Origin of the sequence: Rhizobium sp. RAF36, assembly GCF_052114105.1 — a bacterium.
GTDB lineage: Bacteria > Pseudomonadota > Alphaproteobacteria > Rhizobiales > Rhizobiaceae > Rhizobium.
The window spans coordinates 191,205-211,973 of sequence record NZ_JBFREC010000006.1 but is presented as its reverse complement, the minus strand read 5'-3'; the positions used below and the strand labels follow the sequence as shown (position 1 = coordinate 211,973).

At 61.2% G+C, this 20,769-nt stretch carries 18 protein-coding genes and 2 riboswitches; of the genes, 6 read left to right on the top strand and 12 right to left on the bottom strand.

Going from position 1 to position 20,769, the window contains the following annotated elements; genetic code table 11:
- The 5 genes from nagA to metA form a co-directional block, all read right to left on the bottom strand.
- A complete protein-coding gene (gene nagA, locus AB4Z25_RS21210; RefSeq protein ID WP_112540441.1) occupies nt 1-1,152 on the bottom strand; it encodes an N-acetylglucosamine-6-phosphate deacetylase in 1,152 nt (383 codons plus the stop codon).
- Nucleotides 1,152-2,183 (bottom strand): SIS domain-containing protein, encoded by a 1,032-nt coding sequence (locus AB4Z25_RS21205; RefSeq protein WP_112540440.1) that lies wholly within the window; start codon nt 2,181-2,183, stop codon nt 1,152-1,154. Before AB4Z25_RS21205 ends, nagA begins: the two co-directional genes overlap by 1 nt.
- Nucleotides 2,180-2,953, bottom strand: coding sequence for a GntR family transcriptional regulator (locus AB4Z25_RS21200; RefSeq protein WP_112517819.1), 774 nt, complete (start codon nt 2,951-2,953; stop codon nt 2,180-2,182). The genes AB4Z25_RS21205 and AB4Z25_RS21200 overlap by 4 nt, the downstream gene beginning before the upstream one ends.
- A gap of 114 nt (nt 2,954-3,067) precedes the next feature.
- A complete protein-coding gene (locus AB4Z25_RS21195) occupies nt 3,068-4,090 on the bottom strand; it encodes an aldose epimerase family protein (protein ID WP_112540439.1) in 1,023 nt (340 codons plus the stop codon).
- A 137-nt stretch (nt 4,091-4,227) separates the two neighbouring features.
- The gene (gene metA, locus AB4Z25_RS21190; RefSeq protein WP_112540438.1) at nt 4,228-5,151 is read right to left on the bottom strand and encodes a homoserine O-acetyltransferase MetA; all 924 of its coding nucleotides are present in this window, start codon (nt 5,149-5,151) and stop codon (nt 4,228-4,230) included.
- A gap of 65 nt (nt 5,152-5,216) precedes the next feature.
- A riboswitch (SAM riboswitch) is annotated at nt 5,217-5,294 on the bottom strand.
- Between the two features lie 146 nt (nt 5,295-5,440).
- Here metA and AB4Z25_RS21185 point away from each other — a divergent pair.
- On the top strand, nt 5,441-7,279 hold the full coding sequence (locus tag AB4Z25_RS21185; RefSeq protein WP_442208981.1) for an ABC transporter ATP-binding protein/permease: 1,839 nt from the start codon (nt 5,441-5,443) through the stop codon (nt 7,277-7,279).
- Between the two features lie 4 nt (nt 7,280-7,283).
- Here the strand turns inward: AB4Z25_RS21185 and AB4Z25_RS21180 are convergent, their stop codons facing one another.
- The 4 genes from AB4Z25_RS21180 to AB4Z25_RS21165 all read right to left on the bottom strand — a co-directional run bounded on the left by AB4Z25_RS21180 (nt 7,284) and on the right by AB4Z25_RS21165 (nt 11,061).
- The gene (locus AB4Z25_RS21180) at nt 7,284-7,907 is read right to left on the bottom strand and encodes a hypothetical protein (protein ID WP_112540436.1); all 624 of its coding nucleotides are present in this window, start codon (nt 7,905-7,907) and stop codon (nt 7,284-7,286) included.
- 100 nt (nt 7,908-8,007) lie between these two features.
- Nucleotides 8,008-9,831 (bottom strand): ABC-F family ATP-binding cassette domain-containing protein, encoded by a 1,824-nt coding sequence (locus AB4Z25_RS21175; RefSeq protein WP_112540435.1) that lies wholly within the window; start codon nt 9,829-9,831, stop codon nt 8,008-8,010.
- A 3-nt stretch (nt 9,832-9,834) separates the two neighbouring features.
- Nucleotides 9,835-10,491, bottom strand: a complete 657-nt coding sequence (locus AB4Z25_RS21170; protein WP_442208924.1) for a thiamine diphosphokinase — start codon at nt 10,489-10,491, stop codon at nt 9,835-9,837.
- Nucleotides 10,492-10,533: 42 nt separating this feature from the next.
- The gene (locus tag AB4Z25_RS21165; protein WP_112385889.1) at nt 10,534-11,061 is read right to left on the bottom strand and encodes a MarR family winged helix-turn-helix transcriptional regulator; all 528 of its coding nucleotides are present in this window, start codon (nt 11,059-11,061) and stop codon (nt 10,534-10,536) included.
- A gap of 115 nt (nt 11,062-11,176) precedes the next feature.
- Here AB4Z25_RS21165 and AB4Z25_RS21160 point away from each other — a divergent pair, with 115 nt between their 5' ends.
- The 5 genes from AB4Z25_RS21160 to AB4Z25_RS21140 all read left to right on the top strand — a co-directional run bounded on the left by AB4Z25_RS21160 (nt 11,177) and on the right by AB4Z25_RS21140 (nt 18,083).
- The gene (locus AB4Z25_RS21160) at nt 11,177-12,712 is read left to right on the top strand and encodes an MDR family MFS transporter (RefSeq protein WP_112540504.1); all 1,536 of its coding nucleotides are present in this window, start codon (nt 11,177-11,179) and stop codon (nt 12,710-12,712) included.
- A 54-nt stretch (nt 12,713-12,766) separates the two neighbouring features.
- A riboswitch (TPP riboswitch) is annotated at nt 12,767-12,881 on the top strand.
- Nucleotides 12,882-12,929: 48 nt separating this feature from the next.
- A complete protein-coding gene (thiB, locus tag AB4Z25_RS21155) occupies nt 12,930-13,952 on the top strand; it encodes a thiamine ABC transporter substrate binding subunit (RefSeq protein WP_112540433.1) in 1,023 nt (340 codons plus the stop codon).
- Entirely contained in the window at nt 13,952-15,589 is a 1,638-nt protein-coding gene (thiP, locus tag AB4Z25_RS21150) for a thiamine/thiamine pyrophosphate ABC transporter permease ThiP (RefSeq protein ID WP_112540432.1), read from the top strand. Before thiB ends, thiP begins: the two co-directional genes overlap by 1 nt.
- Entirely contained in the window at nt 15,576-16,286 is a 711-nt protein-coding gene (locus AB4Z25_RS21145) for an ATP-binding cassette domain-containing protein (protein WP_112385892.1), read from the top strand. The genes thiP and AB4Z25_RS21145 overlap by 14 nt, the downstream gene beginning before the upstream one ends.
- Before the next feature lie 252 nt (nt 16,287-16,538).
- The gene (locus AB4Z25_RS21140; protein ID WP_112386067.1) at nt 16,539-18,083 is read left to right on the top strand and encodes a M48 family metalloprotease; all 1,545 of its coding nucleotides are present in this window, start codon (nt 16,539-16,541) and stop codon (nt 18,081-18,083) included.
- A gap of 54 nt (nt 18,084-18,137) precedes the next feature.
- Here the strand turns inward: AB4Z25_RS21140 and AB4Z25_RS21135 are convergent, their stop codons facing one another.
- From AB4Z25_RS21135 to fdxA, 3 genes are all read right to left on the bottom strand, one after another.
- Nucleotides 18,138-19,001 carry an RNA polymerase factor sigma-32 gene (locus AB4Z25_RS21135; RefSeq protein ID WP_112385893.1) on the bottom strand — a complete coding sequence of 288 codons (864 nt, stop codon included), beginning with the start codon at nt 18,999-19,001 and terminating at the stop codon, nt 18,138-18,140.
- A gap of 376 nt (nt 19,002-19,377) precedes the next feature.
- Nucleotides 19,378-19,950 carry a CarD family transcriptional regulator gene (locus tag AB4Z25_RS21130; RefSeq protein WP_112385894.1) on the bottom strand — a complete coding sequence of 191 codons (573 nt, stop codon included), beginning with the start codon at nt 19,948-19,950 and terminating at the stop codon, nt 19,378-19,380.
- Between the two features lie 397 nt (nt 19,951-20,347).
- The gene (gene fdxA / locus AB4Z25_RS21125) at nt 20,348-20,686 is read right to left on the bottom strand and encodes a ferredoxin FdxA (protein ID WP_112517827.1); all 339 of its coding nucleotides are present in this window, start codon (nt 20,684-20,686) and stop codon (nt 20,348-20,350) included.
- Nucleotides 20,687-20,769: the final 83 nt, after the last annotated feature.

Sequence of the window (20,769 nt, the reverse complement as noted above, 5' to 3'; positions counted from 1 at the left end):
CTACTTCCTCTCCCCGCCGATCCAGGCCGCGGTGACCTCGATCTTGTCGGTCAGGTGCACGAAGTCGGCGCGATATCCGGGAGACAGGCGGCCGTAGCCATCAAGCTGCAGGAAGCGTGCCGGATAAAGCGTCGCCATCCTCAGCGCTTCGGCCAGGGTCAGGTCGAGGTAGGTCACGCAATAACGGATGCTGGACGCCATATCGACATCCGACCCCGCCAGAGTGCCGTCATCCAGAACTACCCTGGAGCAGAAACTGCCGCTCTCGCGATGAACGGTGCGGCCATTCAGCGTGAAGCTGTTCTTGTCGGAGCCGACCAGCGACATCGCATCGCTGACGAGGAAAAGCTTTCCTTCGCCGCGCTTCGCACGCAGCGCCGTGCGCAGTGCCTTCGGATCGACATGGTGGCCGTCGGCGATCACACCGCACCAGGTTGAAGGGTGATCGATCGCCGCACCAACGAGACCCGGAGCGCGATGCCCCATCTGGCTCATCGCGTTGAACAGATGCGTGACGCCGCGGGCGCCGGCATCGAAACGCTCTTCCGCCTGCTCGCTGCTGCAATCGGAATGTCCGATGCTGACGATCACGCCGGCTTCTGCAAGCGCACGTACCTGCTTCACGCTCACCTGTTCGGCAGCCATTGTGATAAGCAGCGTGCCTATCGCTTCGCGCGCCGCAATGAACGCCTTGACGTCTGCGTCTTCGACCGGACGCATTAGCGATGCAAGATGCGCGCCCTTGCGGGCGGGTGCCAGGTGCGGGCCTTCGAGGTGCAGACCGGCGACACCGCGGTTGATCTTGACTGCTTCCTTGGCAGCCTCGATCGCCGCCTTGGTGGCGTCAGCCGTGTCGGTGATCAAGGTCGGCAGCAGTGCTGTCGTGCCATAGCGGCGATGCCCATCGGCGATGATGTACATCGACTCCGGCGATGGCTCGTCGTTTAGCATCCGGCCGCCGCCGCCGTTCACCTGCGCGTCGATGAAACCGGCCGAGAGAACACCACCGTCAAGCACAACCGTCTCGCCCTCAGGCAGATCGTTGAGTGCAGCGATGGTCTCGACGCGTCCGTTCGAAACGACCAGCGCCCTTTCGTCATGGAAGCGCTCGCCGTCGAAGATCCGGGCGCCGGTGAAGATCTTGCGGGACATCAGACGGTCTCCGTAACCTTGAGCAGGTTTGCCGGCTTGTCGGGATCGAAGCCCTTGCGGCGCGTGACCGACTCGATGAGGCGATAGTAGACGAGCAGCGAAACCAGCGGATCGAGAAGACCGTTGCCGGTCGAGGGAATACGCAGGTTGACCCCGGAAAGCGGCTGCGTCGAGAAGGGTACGGTCGTCGCGCCGAGCTTCTGCAAGCGTTCGAGCGCCTGAACGTTATTGGCATAGGCGGCATCGTCAGGCGCAAAGGCGACGATCGGGAAGCCCGGCTGCACGAGACGCATCGGACCATGCATCAATTCAGCCAGCGAGAAGGCTTCGGCATGCAGGCCAGACGTTTCCTTTGCCTTGAGCGCAGCTTCGAGCGCAATCGCGAAGGCCGGTCCACGGCCTGCGGTGTAAAGCGAGCTGGCGTTGAAAAGCACGTCCTCGGCCGCGGCCGTGTCGATGCCCGATGTGGCCGACAGTGCGCCCGGAAGCTTCTGCAGAGCGACCTGCAGGTCTGAAGCGCCGCCGATCGCAGCCGTTACACCGGCAAGTGCTGCAACCGAAGCGATGAAGGATTTCGTCGCGGCAACGCTCTTTTCCGGTCCGGCATTGAGGCCGAGCACAATATCGGCCTGATTGCCGAGTGGGCTATCGGTAACGTTGACAACGGCGATCGTGGTCGCGCCGCCCTTCTTCGCCGCTTCTTGCAGGGCAACGATGTCAGGGCTGGCGCCCGACTGCGAAACCGTGAAGTGAATGCCGCCCTTCAGATGTAGCGGCGCGCCATAGACTGACGCGATCGACGGACCGACGGAAGCCACCGGAACGCCGCAGGTGATTTCGAAAAGATACTTGAAGAAGGTGGCTGCATGGTCGGAAGACCCACGCGCCGCGGTCGTCACCACGCTCGGCCGAGCCGAGGAGAAAAGCTTGGCAATTTCGGCAAAGGCCGGCTTTTCCTTTTCGAGCAGGGTCGCCACGACCTCCGGCGACTGGCCGGCTTCCTGCAGCATCAGCGACGTGTTCTCACTCATAGTTCATCTCCAATTCTCAATTCTGCAACGAAATCATAAGCATCGCCACGATAGTGCGAGCGGGTATATTCAACGACGCGCTGATCTTCGAGGCGGGATATCCGCTCGATCAGCAGGGCCGGCGCACCGGCCTTGACGTTCAGCATGGCGGCCGAGGATGGGTCGAGCGTCACGGCCGTCAGCCGCTGCAGCGCCCGCACCGGCTTGTGGCCGTTGGCAGCCAGGGCGTCATAGAGCGAACCCTCGCCGCCCGCCTGTTCGCCGACGAACTTGACCGGAACGACGGCCCGCTCGATCGCCAGCGGCAAACCATCGGCAAGACGAAGACGATCGAGCCGCAACACCGGCTCGTCCTGACCAAGCCCCAGCAGAAAGCTTTCTTCCGGCGATGGCTGATTGATTTGCCGGGAGAGGATTTTCGCCGCCGGAGAGCGGCCGCGCGAACGCATGTCTGCCGAGAAAGACGAGAGCCGCCAGAGCGATTGCTCCATGCGCTCGACACGCGCCGAAACGAAGGTACCGCTGCCGTGTCGTGATTCAAGCGCGCCTGAAGACATCAGCTCGCGATAGGCGGTGCGCACCGTGACACGCCCAAGCTTCAGGGCCTCGGCAAGATCGCGCTCACCGGGAAGCGCAGCGCCGGGCTTCAGCAACCCCTCCTGAACAAGACCGGTCAATGCCAGGGCCAGCCGCTTGTAGAGCGGTCCGGTCGAGGCCTCGTCGCGCAGTCCGCGCGCATTCAGCTCTGCTATCAGACTGGTTCTATCCATAGGCGCGCATTAGAACCTATTTAGAACCAGTCTTCAAGCTGAATCTGCGCCACAAAAAGAAACCCTCGTGACGGATCACGAGGGTTCGCAAAACCAGCGATCAAATCGAACGCGTCAGTTCTTGGTGAAGATGTAATCCGTTTCCTGCCGCAGGACCTCGCCCGGCCGTAGCACGGCATTCGGGAAGCCCTCGTGATTGATCGCATCCGGCCAGACCTGTGTCTCCAGGCAGAAGCCGGCGAACGGTCCGTACTTGCGGCCGTCCAGACCGGGCACGGCGACATTCAGCTTGAAGCCGGCATAGAACTGCACGCCAGGTTCGGTCGTCCGCACTTCCATCGACACGCCGGAATTGAGGCTGCGGGCCAGCACGGCGGTGCGCTTGGCGACACGCTCCTTCGACAGGCAGAAATTATGATCGTAGAGCGCCTGTTCCGAACCTTCGAAACGCTTCATCGGCGCCATTTCGCGGAAATCGAAAGCCGTGCCGTCGACCGGGCGCAGTTCCCCTGTCGGGATCTGCCGCTCGTCGGTCGGCAGATAGTGATCGGCCGCGATCATGATGTCGTGGCCGAGCGCGTCGTCTCGGCCGTCGAGATTGAAATAGGCATGCTGGCAGACATTGGCGAGCGTCGGTTGGTCGGACGTCGATTCATAGACGATCGAGAACTCGCCGTTGCCGTGAACGCGGTAGGTCGCCTGGATAGTGCAATTGCCCGGATAGCCGGCGCGGCCATCGGGATCGACGATCTTCAGGACAACGCGATCGACGGCATGCTCGACGATCGTCCAGTTGCGCTTGGCAATGTTATCGCTGCCCCCATGCAGGTGCGAGACACCCTTTTCGTTGAGCTCCAGCTGGTAGGCCTTGCCGTCGAGCGTGAACTTGCCGCCGCCGATGCGGTTGGCGCAGCGTCCGGGCGTCGCACCGAAATAGGAGGAGTAGGCAGGATAGTCGGCAAAATTGTCGAAGCCGAGAAGCAGCGGGGCATCGTGGCCGTCGAGCCTGAGATCCTGAATGACAGCGCCCCAGCTCATGATCTTGGCCGTCAGACCGCCGCCTTTGATCTCGACACGATAGACGGTTTCTCCGTCTTTCGTCGTTCCGAAAACTTCCCGCTTGAGCTCTTCCGCCATTATACAATCGTCCTGAAATCTGTTCGCATCCGGCAGCGAAACTGCCCCCATTTGCCGCGAACCGCAACTGCCAATGCCAAAAAAGAAATGCCGCTGCGGCAAAGGCAGCGGCATAGCATCAACAGATTGATAAGCCGTCAGATTTTCGTGCCGATCTTGTTAAGGTCGTAGGACGTCGTCTGATAGATTTCATTGATCCAGTTGCCGAACAGCAGATGTGCATGACTGCGCCAGCGATTTTGCGGCGGCAGCGCCGGATCATTATGCGGGAAGTAGTTGTGCGGCATCTTGATCGGCACGCCAGCATTCACGTCGCGGAAATATTCGTCAGACAGCGACGTCGAATCGTATTCGACATGGTTGAAGATGTAGAGGCGTTTGCTCGCCTCTTCCTGAACCAGACAGACGCCCATCTCGTTTGATTCCATCAGGATCTCGAGACCCTGCGCCTTCTCGATGTCGCCGCGGCGCACTTCCGTCCAGCGCGACACCGGAATCTCGAAATTGTCCGAGAAGCCGTTGAGATAGACCGAGGACGGTTTCAGGTTCTTGTGGCGATAAACGCCGAATGCCTTCTCCTTCAGCTCATGCTTGGGAACGCCGTGGAAGTGATAGATCGCCGCCATCGCGCCCCAGCAGACATTCATCGTCGAATGCACGTTGGTCTTCGTCCATTCGAAGATCTCCTGCATCTCGCTCCAGTAGTTGACGTCCTCGAAGGGCATCAGCTCGATCGGCGCGCCGGTGATGATGAAGCCGTCGAACTTGCGATGCTTCACCTCTTCCCAGGTCTGGTAGAAGGCCAGCAGATGGTCTTCCGACGTATTCTTGGCCTTGTGGTTGCCGACCCTGACCAGCGACAGCTCGACCTGCAGCGGCGAGGCGCCGACAAGGCGCGCCATCTGCACTTCAGTCTTGATCTTGTTCGGCATGAGGTTGAGAAGCCCGATCTGAAGCGGGCGGATATCCTGGCGGATAGCCACTGTCTCAGTCATCACCCGCACACCCTCCTGAACGAGGGTTTCGAAAGCGGGCAGCGTGTCAGGAATCTTGATGGGCATTGCATTCACTCGATCGAACAGGACAACCGGCAAATAAAAAAACCGGTGGCGAAAAAAGAATCGCTACCGGTCCGCACGCGGCCCTTTAGCGACTTATTTAACGTGGCTGCAAGCCGGCCGGCCAAATCACCACGATCCTCTAGATAGCGCTGACAGCGCCGCGAATCAATCGTGATTCGCAGCCTGCACTTTGAGCTAGGTAACTCACGCATTAATGACTGGTAGAATCTGTTGATGGACAGCACGCGCTACCATGTTAATCAGGGATGATGCTGTACAGGAATGCATGATGACGGACGACGCCAAAGGCGGGGCTGTCGGCCAGCGGCAAGATAGGGTCGGATACGATCTCAGCCTCGGCTATCGCCTCAAATTGATGTTTTTAGCCTTCTGGGCTTCGAAAGTGCGCGGCAAGATCCTGTCTCTCGCCGCTATCCTTATGTTCGTCATCTTGGCGACGGCCTACGGCCAGGTCGTTCTCAACCGCTGGAACGCGCCGTTCTACGATTCGCTGCAGCGGCGCGATGTCGGCGAATTCTTCCATCAGCTTCAGATTTTCGGTTTGATCGCCGGCTCCCTGCTGCTTCTCAATGTCGGCCAGGCCTGGCTGAACCAGATGACGGCGCTCTATATGCGCGAGGGCCTGACCCGCGATCTCGTCGATCAATGGCTGAAGCACAAGCGGGCCTTGCGGCTCGCCTCAAGCGGGCTGATCGGCGTCAATCCGGACCAGCGCCTGCACGAGGATGCCCGCAACCTTGCCGAAAGCACCACCGGCCTCGTTCTCGGCCTCATCCAGTCGACGATCCTTCTCGTCAGCTTCATCGGCGTGCTCTGGGAACTGTCGAGCGGCTTCGTCTTCCACTTCCGCACCTATTCCTTCGCCATCCCCGGTTACATGGTCTGGGCCGCCGTCTTCTATGCCGCGTCGGCATCGATCCTCAGCCAGATCGTCGGCAGAAAGCTGGTGCCGATCAACGCCGAGCGCTTCTCCAAGGAAGCCGAACTCCGCTTCTCGCTGATGCACGCCAACGAGAACATGCCGGCGATTACCGTCGCCAGAGGCGAGGAAAACGAGCGCCAGCGCATCAATACCGATATCAGCACGGTTCTCGCTGTGCTCAAGCGGCTGACCATGGCCAATACCAACCTGACCTGGGTTTCCGCCGGTTACGGCTGGCTGGTCATCGTCATCCCGATCATCGTCGCAGCACCCGCCTATTTCTCCGGCGGCCTGACCTTCGGTGAGCTGATGATGTCGGTCGGCGCCTTCAACCAGGTCAATACGGCGCTGCGCTGGTATGTCGCCAATTTCGGCCCGATCGCCGAATGGCGCGCGACGCTGAACCGCGTGACCGATTTCCGCCATGCGCTTGAGCATATGGATGAGCCGCTCAATCCGAAGAATGTCATCGCCTACGAGGATACGGCTGCCGACAGGCTTGTGATGAAGAACGTCACCATCGCCGCCAAGCTCGGCGAAGAAGTCGATCAGTGCGGCGGCTTCCGCCTGCACGAGCCCGATGTGACGCTGAAGGCCGGCGAGAAGGTGATGATCAACGGCGATCACAACGTCAATCGGAAGCTTCTCTTCCAGGCGATGGCCGGCCTCTGGCCCTGCGGCAGCGGCACGATGGGCCTGCCGCCCTCAGACGACATCCTGTTCGTCCCCCAGGTCGCCTATATCCCCGGCGGTACGCTGCGCGAGGCGCTCTCCTTCCCCGAACCGGCCGGTTCCTACAAGAACGAGGATATCGAGGCCGCTCTGGAGAAAGCCGGGCTGCGTCAGTTGATCAGCCGCCTCGACACGCGGGCGCGCTGGGACAAGGTTCTAGATTCAGACGAGCAGAAGGCCATCGGCTTTGCCCGGCTTCTGCTCGTGCGGCCGCGCTGGGTGGTGTTCGACGAAGTGCTTGAAGGCCTGGAGCCGGAATGGCAGGCGACGCTCACCAAACTGCTGACGGCGCTGCCGGAAACATCGATGATCTATATCGGCCGCTCGGAGATCTATATGGAGATCCTGAAGCCGAAGGTTCTCCATCTGGAAGCGATCGCCTCCAAGACAGAAGAACCGCCGCCACCGCCGAAAACCGGCACCGGCCGCCCCGCAGCGGCACCGGTTATCTAGCGAATTACATCGGCTGAACGCCGCTGAGACCGACCGAGACCTGTTTCGAGGAGACGCTGCCGTCGGCAGCCTTTTCGGCGTTGACGATCACCGCCGCGCCTGGCTTCAGATCGTCCTTAGTCGCCGAAGCGATGGTGACGACCTGTGTGCCATCAGGGATGGCAATGGTCTTTTCCTTGCCCTGGTAGGTGAGCGTGATCGTCTTGCCGTTGATCGCCTTGACGGCGGTGCTGACGGTCGCGTTGGTCATCTCGGTATTCGGCTTGGCATCCCAGGGGCGGTTACCCTCGCCGGTACCCTTCATCGATGCCGGGAAGATCATCACCTGCAGCGCGTCATTCGGCCCGCTGCCCTTCGGCATCGAGCCGACGCCGACGAAATCGCCCGGTTTGATGTCATCGACGGCCGCCCGCTGGATGCCGCCAACCCGGAAGCCCGATTGCATGGCGATCGACTGGTCGGTTCCATCGCGGGTCTTGATGGTCAGCACATCGCCGTTGAGGCTCTCGACGATGCCGCGAATGCGGACACGCTGCGTATCGTCGGCCTGGCTGGACTGAACGGTTGAAAAGCTGATGACTGCGGCGGCGAGCGCCGTCAGAAATGCGGAAGAAAGCTTGCGAGACATATGACTATTCCTTGTCGCCACGATAGCAGGCATATCCCCGGCTGCCGGAGCGGACTCTAGAGCCGCACCGGGACACCGGCGAATCAAGGAAACGTGAGACTCAGCCTTCGATCTCCTCCCTCAGCATTTCCAGCTCAAGCCATTCTTCTTCCATCTTCGTCACGCTGTCGCGCAGCTTTTCCATCTCGGCGGCAAGCTTGTTGAAGGTCGCCGGATCCTTGGTGAAGAGGTTCGGGTCGGCCATCTTCTCTTCGCGCTTGGCGATCTCGGCCTCAGCCTTGGCCATTTCTTTCGGCAGGTTCTCGAGTGCGAACTTCTGCTTGAACGAAAGCTTACCCTTACCCTTCGGCGCCTCGGCAGAAGGCGAAGCTTCCGCCTTTACCTTTTCGGCAGCCTTATCTGCCCTCCGCCGCTCATCCAGCGCGCCTTTCCGCTGCGCCATCATGTCGGAATAGCCGCCGGCATATTCGATCCAGCGGCCATCGGGCGCATCCGGAACGGCGGGCGCAATCGTCGAGGTCACGGTACGGTCGAGGAAGTCACGGTCGTGGCTGACGAGAATAACCGTGCCCGGAAAGCCGGCAACGATTTCCTGCAGCAGGTCGAGCGTTTCGATATCGAGGTCGTTGGTCGGCTCGTCGAGGATCAAAAGGTTGGTCGGCCGCGACAGGATCCGCGCCAGCATCAGCCGCGCGCGCTCACCGCCGGAGAGGTTCTTGATCGGCGTGCGCGCCTGCTCAGGCTGGAACAGGAATTCCTTCATGTAGCCGGTCACATGGCGCTGCTCGCCGTTGACGAGCAGGTTCTCGCCGCGGCCATCGGTCAGGTAATTGGCCAGCGTATCATCGAGGTTGAGTTCCTCGCGCTTCTGGTCGAGCGTTGCGATTTCGAGATTGGTGCCGAGCTTCACGGTGCCGCTGTCGGGCACCAGCTGGCCAGTCAGCATCTTCAGCAGCGTCGTCTTGCCCGCGCCGTTCGGCCCGACAAGACCGATGCAGTCGCCGCGATGCACGCGAATGGAGAACGGCGTCACGATCGGCCGCTCGCCGTATGTCTTGGTGATCTTGTCCGCCTCGATGACGAGCTTTCCGGATTCCTGCGCATCCGAAACGCTCGCCTGAACGGTGCCCTGCGGACCTTTGTGGCCGCGATATTGCGAGCGCATGGTCTGCAGTTCGCCGAGGCGGCGCATGTTGCGCTTGCGCCGCGCGGTTACCCCATAGCGCAGCCAGTGCTCCTCACGCTCGATCGACTTGCCGAGCTTGTGCTGCTCCAGCTCTTCAGCTTCCAGAACCTGATCGCGCCAGGCCTCGAAATGCCCAAAGCCCTTATCGAGGCGCCGGGACGTGCCGCGGTCCAGCCAGACCGTCGCCGTCGATACTTTTTCAAGGAAACGGCGGTCGTGCGAGATCAGAACGAGGGCGCTGCGCGTCTTCTGAAGTTCGCCTTCCAGCCATTCGATGGTCGGCAGGTCGAGATGGTTGGTCGGCTCGTCGAGCAGCAGGATATCCGGCTCCGGCGCCATGACGCGGGCAAGTGCTGCGCGGCGGGCTTCGCCGCCAGAAAGGTTCTTCGGGTCTTCCTCGCCGGTGAGGCCGAGATGCGACAGAAGATAGGTGACGCGATAGGGATCGTCGCCCGGCCCAAGCCCGGCCTCGGCATAGGCCTGCACCGTTGCAAAACTTCCGAAATCAGGAGCTTGCTCAAGATATCGGACCGTCGAGGAGGGATGCCGGAACACCTCGCCGGACTGCGCCTCGGCAATGCCGGCAGCGATCTTCAGCAGCGTCGACTTGCCGGAACCGTTGCGGCCGACGAGGCAGATCTTGTCGCCCGGCTCGACCTGCAGGCTTGCGCCCGCCAGCAACGGCGCGCCGCCGAAGCTCAGAAAGATGTCGTCCAGTTTGAGAATGGGAGGCGCCAAGGATCAGACTCCGGAAAGGTCATAGGGGCGGGCAAGGACGATCGCGCGGCCACTGCCGAGCGTGAACCGAACCTTGCCTTCTGCCACATTGGAAATGGTACGCGACGAGCCGAACGGCAAATGGAAATCCGAGAGCGGATAGCGCGCGTTTTCGATGAAGAGACCACGCAATTCGCTGAAACCGGGAACCGAGAACAGGCTGTTCTTCGGCAGGTCGAGCTCGATGGAACCTGAAAGAAGCGGAACCGCTTCCTCCAGCCCCGAAGTGAGCAACAGGTCGATACCGTGTTCGGCGAGGCTGACGGCATAGAGAAGGTGCTGAAGCGCATGGTCGGACCGCTCACCCGCCAGCGCACCGGCAAGGATCAGCCGTTTGGCGCCGCGGGCTATCGCTTCGGAAACAGCGATCTCGCCATCCGTCGAAGCTTTGGCCGCGGGATAGGGCTGCTTCGGCACGCTCGGAAACGCACCTTCGAGATCCGGTGCGGTGGAATCGAAATCACCCACCCAGAGCTCCGGCACGACGCCGAGCTCTGCCGCATGCCGCATGCCGCCATCGGCCGCGATGAAGCGGCTGCCGGCAATCGCATTTCGCAGCCGCTCTGTCGGCGTCAGCTCGCCGCCGAGCAGGATCGTGAAGGTCGTCTGGGTCATGGGCATTGCCCATAGCGCAAAGCAGGGGTCGAGGGAAAGGGGCGGGGCTTAACCGGGCGTGCCCTTATCGCGCCGTTCGAAGGCTTTTTCATAACCGTCGATAAAGCGCTCATAGAGTGCTGCGAAGGCATCGACGTCCGTGTCGCTCCAGCCGTCGAGGATTTCTGTGATCAACGACAGCTTCTGCGCCCGGATTTCCGACAGCAGCCGCTGGCCGATCGGCGTCATCACCACGACGATGCGCCGCGCATCAGCTTGCGATGCTTCGCGGCGAAGAATGTTGCGGCTGACCATGTCGGCCACCACGCGGCTGGCGCGAGACGGATCGATCCGCAGCATTTCTGCAATCATCCCGACCGTCACTTCATCGGCCGGCTGCGCACGGCGCACGGCGTCAAGAACATCGAGATGCGAGAGCTCGAGATCCGGCGCGACGCTCTGGATTGCCAGACGCCCGATCAGCCGGCGCCCTGTCATCAGCTTCATCCGGGTCATGCTCTGGCCGATGCTGGAAACGCTTTCGTTCTCCAGTGACAGCGGATCAAGCTCGTGAATGCGGGCGGGTTTCTCGTTCATGCGCCGAGCATAACAGAAGGCTTGCGCGAAGGAAATATGCCTGCGTCATTCTGGTGTCATTGACATTTATATGCTTTTGTCACATAAATTGGCGATCAAGATTGGAACTGTCTTCATGGATATGCAGCTTGCCTCCCAGCCGCTCGTGACGGATCCCCGCCGCAGGCTTATTCTCTTCCTGTTTCTGATGACCGCGATGTTCATGGCAACGCTGGACAATCAGATCGTCTCGACGGCGCTGCCGACCATCGTCGGCGAATTCGGCCACCTCGAACGCTTCGGCTGGATCGGCTCCGCCTATCTGCTGTCGCTGAGCGCAGTCATGCCCGTCTATGGCAAGCTCGGTGACCTCTTTGGCCGCAAATACGTGATGATGACCGCGATCGCGATCTTCACCGTCGGCTCCGCCGTTTGCGGTCTCGCCGTCTCGATGAACACGCTGATCGCCGCTCGCGTTTTGCAGGGCCTCGGCGGCGGCGGCATCATGGTATCGATCTTCGCCGTCAATGCCGATCTCTTCGAGCCGCGCGAACGCGCCCGCTACCAGAGCTATTCCAGCCTCGTGCTGATGGCATCGAGCGCCATCGGCCCCGTTCTCGGCGGCATGATGAGCGATCTCTTCGGCTGGCGCTCGATCTTCCTCGTCAACGTGCCGATCGGTTTCATTGTCTTGATCGGCCTCGCGCTGATGCTGCCCTATCGCAAGCCGCACCGCCGCCCGAAGATCGATTATGCCGGCGCCCTGCTGCTGGCGATGACGACAACGAGCATCGTGCTGATGGCCGATGGCAGCGAGCTGTTCGGCTCGATCCTGGCGCCGCAGAGTCTGGGGATCATCGGTATCGGCGCGCTTTGCGCCATCGCCTGGGTCTTCGTCGAGCGCCGCGCCGCCGAACCGATCGTCCCGCTGTCGCTGTTCCGCAACCCGACCTTCCCGCTTCTCCTGATCATGTCGATCACCGGCGGCGGCATCGCAATCGGCATGGCCAATTACTTCGCGCTGTTCCTGCAGACGACCACGGGCCTGTCGCCCTCGCATGCCGGCCTGCTCTTCGTCATGCTGACCGGCGGGCTGGTCTGCGGTTCGCTCTTTGCCGGGCGCATGATTTCGCGCACCGGCCGCTACAAGCCCTTCGCCATCGCCAGCCTCTCCTGCAGCGCCGTCGCTTTCGCGCTGCTGTCTCAGGTCCATGCCGGTACGCCGCTGCCGATTATCGGGTTGCTGATGATGCTGCACGGCATCGGCATCGGCTTGTCGCAACAGGTGCCTGTGATCGGCGTCCAGAACGCCGCTCCGGCGCGTGATGTCGGCGCCGCCACCGGTTCCGTCACGCTGTCGCGCATGGGCGGCGCCTCGATCGCCATCTCCATCTACGGCGCCATTATCGGCTCACAGCTGACGAAGGTCGGCATCTCTATCCCCGGCGTTTCCGATATCGAGCAGCTGACGCCGAAGATGATGGCAGCCCTCCCCGAAGCCAGCCGCCAGGCAGTGGCCGACGCCTATGCCAGCGCTTTCACGCCGCTTTTCATGACCTCCTGCGCCTTTGCTCTGATTGGATTGATTGCAGCGCTTTCGCTGAAGCCTGTCCAGTTGCCGCGCCACGGCGAGACCAAGAACACGGCCGCGGCGGCCGAAGCCGCCGAGTAAAAGCAAGGGCGCGCTGCGCCCTTGTCATAAGGCCTGCATCGCTATACATCTGCCAACGCTCTAACGGGGTGCCCTGTATCCGCAAGGATATCTGGCTGAGAGGCTTTCAAGCCAACCCGCGGAACCTGATCCGGCTAACACCGGCGGAGGGATTAGACGCGTGACACCAGGCACCGCCCTTTTCCCCATGACAAAACTTTTTAGGAGGAGGCGCGCCATGCCCGGCCGCAAACCATTGATCGCATCATTCGTCACGGCTTTCCTTGCCGCAACCGTCACTCTGTCGCCGGCGCAGGCCGCCGACAAGACGCTGACGGTTTACACCTACGAGAGCTTCACCTCGGAATGGGGACCCGGCCCCAAGGTCAAGGAAGCCTTCGAAAAGACCTGCGCCTGCACAGTCAATTTCGTCAGCGTCGCCGATGGCGTGGCGCTTCTCTCCCGCCTGAAGCTCGAAGGCGCCTCGACCAAGGCCGACGTCGTTCTCGGCATCGATACCAACCTGATCACCGAAGCCAAGGACACCGGCCTGTTCGACGTAAGCGGCGTCGATACCAGCGCCCTCAAGGTACCCGGCGAGTTCAAGGACGATGTCTTCGTCCCCTATGACTACGGCCACTTCGCCATCATCTACGACACACAGACGATCCAGAACCCGCCGAAGAGCCTGCAGGAACTGGTCGACGGCGACCCCTCGCAGAAACTCGTCATCGAGGATCCGCGCACATCTACTCCCGGCCTCGGCCTGGTGCTCTGGGTCAAGTCCGTCTATGGCGACAAGGCGCCGGAAGCCTGGGCCAAGCTCAAGAACCGCATCCTGACGGTGACGCCCGGCTGGTCTGAAGCCTATGGCCTGTTCACCAAGGGCGAGGCGCCGATGGTATTGTCCTACACGACCTCACCAGCCTATCACATGGTCGCCGAGAACACCGACCGCTACCAGGCCGCAGCCTTCTCCGAAGGTCACTACATCCAGATCGAAGTCGCCGGCCTGCTGAAAAACGCTCCCGACAAGGATCTCGCTCGTGACTTCCTGAAATTCATGGTCACACCGGGCTTCCAGGACACCATTCCGACCAACAACTGGATGATGCCTGTTGCGGTCACATCGACGCCGCTGCCGGATGCCTTCGGCAAGCTGGTCAATCCGTCCAAGACCTTCCTGATGAGCCCGGATGATGTCGCCAAAAACCGCAAGGCCTGGATCGATGAGTGGCTGACGGCCATGAGCATCAACTGATGTTGCAGACGGCGGCGGAACGGCGAAATGCGCTGGCGGGCGGGGCGGTCGGTCTCGCCGCCATCCTGCTTTTCATCGGCATCGCCGCCATCTCGCTTGCTGCTTCCGGCGGAGGTTCTACCTTCGCCGGCATCATCTCGGATCCCTACATTCTCCGCGTCCTGCGCTTCACGCTGCTGCAAGCGGTTATCTCCACGCTGCTCTCAGTTCTCCTGGCGCTCCCCGTCGCGCGGGCGCTTGCCCGCCAGCCGAACTTTCCCGGCCGCATCTGGATCATCCGGCTGATGGCCGTGCCGATGGGATTGCCCGTTCTGATCGGCGCGCTCGGGCTCATTGGCATTTGGGGACGGCAGGGCCTGCTCAATACCGCGTTGCTCAAGCTCGGCCTGTCCGAACCCGTTAGCATCTACGGACTGACCGGCATCTTGCTCGCCCACGTCTTCTTCAACCTGCCGCTCGCCTGCCGGCTGATGCTCGCCGGCCTGGAGAGGCTGCCGTCCGAATACTGGCTGATGGCAAGCAATCTCGGCATGCGCCCGCGCGCCGTCTTCCGCTTCATCGAATGGCCGGCGATCCGCGGCCTGATCCCTGGCATTTCAGGGCTGATCTTCATGCTCTGCGCCACCAGCTTCACGCTGGTGCTGACGCTTGGCGGCGGACCGGCGGCAACGACGATCGAGGTGGCGATCTACCAGTCGCTACGTTTTGATTTCGACCCGGGCCGAGCGGTAGCTCTGTCCTTGCTGCAGATTGCCCTGACCGGCCTCATCCTCGGCGCCATGTCGTTTCTCCCCGCCAGCCGTGACGAAGGGCTGACCGCCGGACGCCACTCCATGCGTTTCGATGGCAGAATGCCAATGGCAAAACTGTCAGATGGCCTGCTCCTCGCTCTCGCCACGGCTTTTCTAATCTCGCCATTGCTCTCCGTGTTGGTAGCCGGCCTGAGAGCCGACCTCCCGAAGCTGGTCGGCGAGCCGGTCTTCTGGCAGGCCGCAGCGATGAGCTGCGGCATATCCCTTTCCGCCGCCACATTGGCCCTTGTCGTGTCAGCAGCCCTGATCCGCGCCCGCCAGACCATCAGCGCAGACAAGCGCTCCAAGCGCGGCAGCCGCGCCCTCTACGCCGCGATAGGCGGAGCCTCGTCAATGGTGCTGCTGGCGCCTCCCGTAGTTCTTGCGACCGGCTGGTTCATGGCGCTCAGGCCATTCGGCGACGCCTCTGTTTTTGCGCCTGTCCTTGTGGTCCTGATCAATATGCTGATGGCCCTGCCCTTCGTCATGCGCGTGCTCGAACCGGCTTATCTCGTCCATCAGCGGCGCACCGCGCGCCTATCGGCAAGCCTCGGCATAACCGGCCAGGCGCGGCTGCGGCTCATCGACTGGCCGGGGCTGCGCAAGCCGTTGCTGACCGCCCTGTCTTTCGCCATGGCGCTGTCGCTCGGCGATCTCGGCGCTGTCGCCATGTTCGGATCCGATAGCTTTGTCACGCTTCCATGGCTGGTCTACAGCCGCATGGGAAGCTACAGAACCAACGATGCCGATGGCCTTGCGCTGATCCTCGGCGTCATTTGCCTATTGCTGACGATCGCCGGAACATCCGGCCAGGTGCGAGGACATGGTGCCGATGACGGCCGCTGATATCACCATGCAGAACGTTCGCCTGACGCTCGGCAGCCACGCCTTCCATTTCGATTGCACGCTGCCCCGCGGCCAGATCATTGCCGTGACAGGCCCATCGGGCGCCGGCAAATCGACCTTCCTCAATCTGCTGGCGGGTTTCGAGACGCCGGAGAGCGGCCGCGTTCTGCTCGCCGGACATGATGTTACCGGCAGTCACCCGGCCGAGCGGCCCGTCTCGCTTATCTTTCAGGACAACAATCTCTTCGCTCATCTCGATATCTTCACCAATGTCGGGCTGGGCATCAATCCGGCCCTGAAGCTCACACCGGCGGACCGCAGCCGCATCTCGGCCGCGCTGGCTCAGGTCGGCCTGACTGGCTTCGAAAAAAGGCTTCCGGCAACGCTTTCCGGCGGCGAACGGCAGCGCGCCGCCTTTGCCCGCGCCCTCGTCCGCAAGCGGCCGATCCTGCTTCTCGACGAACCCTTTGCCGCCCTCGACCCCAGCCTGCGCAACGGAATGGCGGAGCTTCTGACGGCAATGCAGCGCGAGACCGGAGCGACCGTCATCATCGTTTCACATGACCCCGATGAGGTTCGCCGCATTGCACAATATGGCGTTTTCATCGACCATGGCGCGATTGCGCTCGCCGCGCCGTTGAGCGAATATCTGGCTGATCAGAGCACGCCCGCATTGCGGCAATTTCTGCAGGGCTGACGAATATCCACGCCGCGATGGCACTTTCGCCACAATTTCATCGGAGCGAAAGAACTCCTTAACCACGCTAAGCTTGCTAAATTACAACGGCGCCATAATTACGCAGAGTCTCGCTATGCAACCGATGCGGAAATCAGCTACAGCAATGACGTCTGTTCCCCCGTTGTGCAATGCGAGAAGCGGGATGGACGCCTGTTGAACCCCGTTGGAAGTGGCCGGATCGAACATTTGGCGAGCCGGCCGAAAAGCAAGATGATTCGGAGAGCCAGACTGGACAGCATGACGACGTGGACGAGACCCGCGCCTTCCAGGAACGTGCTATCCGCTTTGCGTCAACGGGGACGGCATGCGCTGCTTTTGACGGCAGCTGCCATGGCTCTCAACGGCTGTCAGTCAATCATCGAACAGTCCTACCAGCCGACGGTTTCCCCCTCGTCAAATCCGCAGATCGTCGATGAGGTCCAGAAGAACGACCCGCGCGCCGCGATGGGTGCCCGGGAGCATCCGCGCATCGTCGCCAGCTATGGCGGCGAATACAAGGATGCCAAGACCGAGCGGCTTGTCGCCCGCATTGCCGGCGCCCTGACGGCGGTTTCCGAAAATCCGAGCCAGTCCTACCGCATCACCATCCTGAATTCGCCGGCGATCAATGCCTTCGCGCTTCCGGGCGGCTACCTCTATGTGACCCGCGGCCTGCTGGCGCTCGCCAACGACGCTTCCGAAGTCGCTGCCGTCCTATCGCATGAGATGGGCCACGTGACCGCGAACCACGGCATCGAGCGCCAGAAGCGCGAAGAGGCGGAAGTCATTGCCAGTCGCGTGGTTGCCGAAGTCCTGTCGAGCGATATCGCCGGCAAGCAGGCGCTCGCCCGCGGCAAGCTGCGTCTCGCCGCCTTCTCCCGCCAGCAGGAACTGCAGGCCGACGTGATCGGCGTGCGCATGCTGGGCGAGGCAGGCTACGATCCCTACTCGGCGGCACGCTTCCTTGACAGCATGGCCGCTTACAGCCGCTTCATGTCGGCCGATCCCGACGCCGACCAGAGCCTCGACTTCCTGTCGAGCCACCCGAATTCGGCCCAGCGCATCGAGCTTGCGCGTGACCACGCCCGCGCCTTCGGCCAGGAAGGCAAGGTCGGCGATAAGGGCCGTGACTATTATCTCGATGGCATCGACGGCCTGCTCTACGGCGACAGCCCGGAAGAGGGCTATGTGCGCGGCCAGACCTTCCTGCATGGCGGCCTCGGCATCCGCTTCGACGTACCGCCCGATTTCACCATCGACAACAAGGTCGAAGCCGTCATGGCGACCGGCCCGGGCGATGTCGCGATCCGCTTCGACGGCGTGGCCGACAGCAACAACCAGAGCCTGACGAACTACATCTCAAGCGGCTGGGTGACCGGCCTCGACCCGTCGACGATCCAGCCGACGACAATCAACGGCATGGAAGCCGCAACCGCCCGCGCCAGCGCCGATCGCTGGGATTTCGACGTAACCGTCATCCGCAACAACCAGCAGATCTTCCGTTTCCTGACGGCCGTACCGAAGGGCAGCACAGCGCTGCAGCAGACGGCGGACGTGCTGAGAGCAAGCTTCCGCCGCATGACGCCGGACGAGATGTCGTCGCTGAAGCCGCTGCGCATCCGCGTCGTCACGGTACGTGCCGGCGACAACATTACCACGCTCGCGGCCCGGATGATGGGCACCGATCGCAAGCTCGACCTTTTCAAGCTGATCAACGCCCTGCCGATGGGCGCGTCCGTTGCACCCGGCGACCGCGTGAAAATCATCGCCGAATAAAAAAGGCCCGGTGCGAACCGGGCCAGTCTGTGCTTCTGGGAGTAAAGACTACTTTCAGGCGTAGGCGGCCATATGCGGATCGGCGCTGACAAGCGCGCTGCGCAACTTTTCCATCGCCCGGCTCTCGATCTGGCGTACCCGCTCCTTCGAAATTCCGAGATCGGCGCCGAGCTCTTCGAGAGTCGCCCCGTCTTCGGCCAGGCGCCGTGCACTGATGATCTTCATCTCGCGCTCGTTGAGATGCGTCAGCGCCGAGGCCAGCCAGACGCGGCGGCGCTCGCCGTCGATCATGTTCGTCACCTGCTCGTCCGGCAGCGGCTCGTTGCTGACGAGGAAATCCATCTTCTCGGCACTGTCGGCGTCCCCGGAGACCGAAGGCGCCTGCAACGACGCATCGTTGCTCGAGAGCCGCGCATCCATCGTCTGCACGTCCGCAAGGCTGACGCCGAGCGCAGCAGCGATTTCCTGATGAATCGACTGCACGGTCAGCTGGGTGTCGCCACGCGCCAGCTTGGCGCGCAACCGGCGAAGGTTGAAGAACAGCGCCTTCTGCGCCGAGCTTGTGCCGCCGCGAACGATCGACCAGTTTCGCAGGATATAATCCTGGATGGAGGCACGGATCCACCAGCTGGCATAGGTCGAAAACCGCACTTCGCGTTCGGGCTCGAACCGCGCTGCAGCTTCAAGCAGACCGACATACCCTTCCTGGACGAGATCGCTCATCGGCAGGCCGAAATTGCGGAACTTGCCGGCCATTGAGATGACAAGACGCATATGCGCCATGGCGATCTGGTTGCGCGCGCCGCGGTCGTCATTGTCCTTCCAGCGGATCGCCAGCTGATGCTCTTCCTCGCGGGCAAGATAGGGAGCCGCCATCGCAATTTTGATCATGCGCCGGTCTGCAGACATGTTCCTCATATCGGTCTCCTAAAATCAGGCCTCGCGCCCAAACAAAAAAACAACGAAGGTTGGTTTCCAGAACGTCGCCGCCCGGATCAAATTCAGCTCTCGAATGCAAAAGGCCTCTCTCCTGGACTTTTCAGGAGGAGGCCCTATCTCTTCAACAAGTACCGGTCAGACGGTCAGGCAGGATCTGATTCTTCAAGTTGCCGTTCCGGCAAAATGTGGAAGCCATGACCCACTCCTCGTCCAGCGTTCAAACCAGCGGACGAACGGTGGGCTCCACCGGTTTTTTGTCCGCACTTACGAGATTTAAACGCGTCAGCGCGGAAAAAGTTCCAATAAAAAACCCGGCTCGAAGGCCGGGTTTTTTGCAAGGAAAAACAAAGTGCTATTATGCGGCTTCGTCCTGGGAGTCGTCTTCTTCGATTGCCTTGCCGCGCTTCGGACCCTTGTTGAGGTTGGTCTCGACGAGACGGACGGCTTCCGTTTCCGACATCTTGTTCACGGCAGCGATTTCGCGAGCCATACGGTCGAGGGCAGCTTCATACAGCTGACGCTCGGAATAGGACTGCTCCGGCTGGTTTTCGGCACGATAGAGATCGCGCACGACTTCTGCGATGGAAATCAGGTCGCCGGAATTGATCTTGGCATCATACTCCTGCGCACGGCGGGACCACATGGTACGCTTGACACGAGCCTTGCCCTGCACAACCTTGAGCGCGCGCTCAACGAAGTCGGTTTCCGACAGCTTGCGCATGCCGATGCTCATCGCCTTTGCGACCGGAACCTTCAGACGCATCTTGTCCTTTTCGAAATCGATAACGAAAAGTTCGAGCTTCATGCCGGCAACTTCTTGCTCTTCGATAGCGGTGATGGTACCGACGCCATGAGCGGGGTACACGATCGATTCACCGGTCTTGAAGCCGTGGCGAGCTGCTGAAGGTTTTTTCTGCTGGGTCGTCATACTAATCAAAAACTCCCTGTTACGCTTCCGGCGGCGGCCGGAGCCGGGTCAGTCAGGCCCGGATGAGACGGTAGAATTCCCGTCGGGTGACTTCACTCTGGTCCCACCAGACATAAGCAAAGAAATTCGTGCACGCGATTAACGATCGGACAGCTCAACTCGTTGATATGTCACGGAAACCGCGTACGGATTTAATTTGCTTTCGTGATGGTTTTGGGCACGCCTCGTGCCTCAAATGGGTCAGTCTCTAGAACCTATCACAAAAATATGAGGAAATCAATAATTTGGTGCGTGTGAGTCATGCGGGCAACACATGGCTCACATATTAGTGAAGCATCACTTGAAACGTTTAAGCGCCTTCTGAACCCGATTTCAGGCGGATTTCAGCAGCTTGAACTCAATCGCCCGCGCCGGGCTTTTCGGAGAAGTACTTCTCGAATTTGCCGGTCTCGCCGTCCATTTCCTTGGCCTCGGGCATCGAGTCCTTTTTGACGGTAATATTGGGCCAGACGCTGGCATATTCAGCGTTGATCTTGAGCCATTTGTCGAGACCCGGCTCGGTATCCGGCTTGATCGCCTCGGCAGGACATTCGGGTTCGCAAACGCCGCAGTCGATGCATTCGTCGGGATGGATGACGAGGAAATTCTCGCCTTCATAGAAGCAATCGACCGGGCAGACTTCCACGCAGTCGGTATATTTGCAGCGAACGCAATTGTCGGTCACGACATAGGTCATGAAGAACTCCAGGATTTCACGCGAGCGGGGAGACGAACCTGGAACGTCGCGTCTTTCCCTGTGCCGGAGGAGCAGCGTTGACT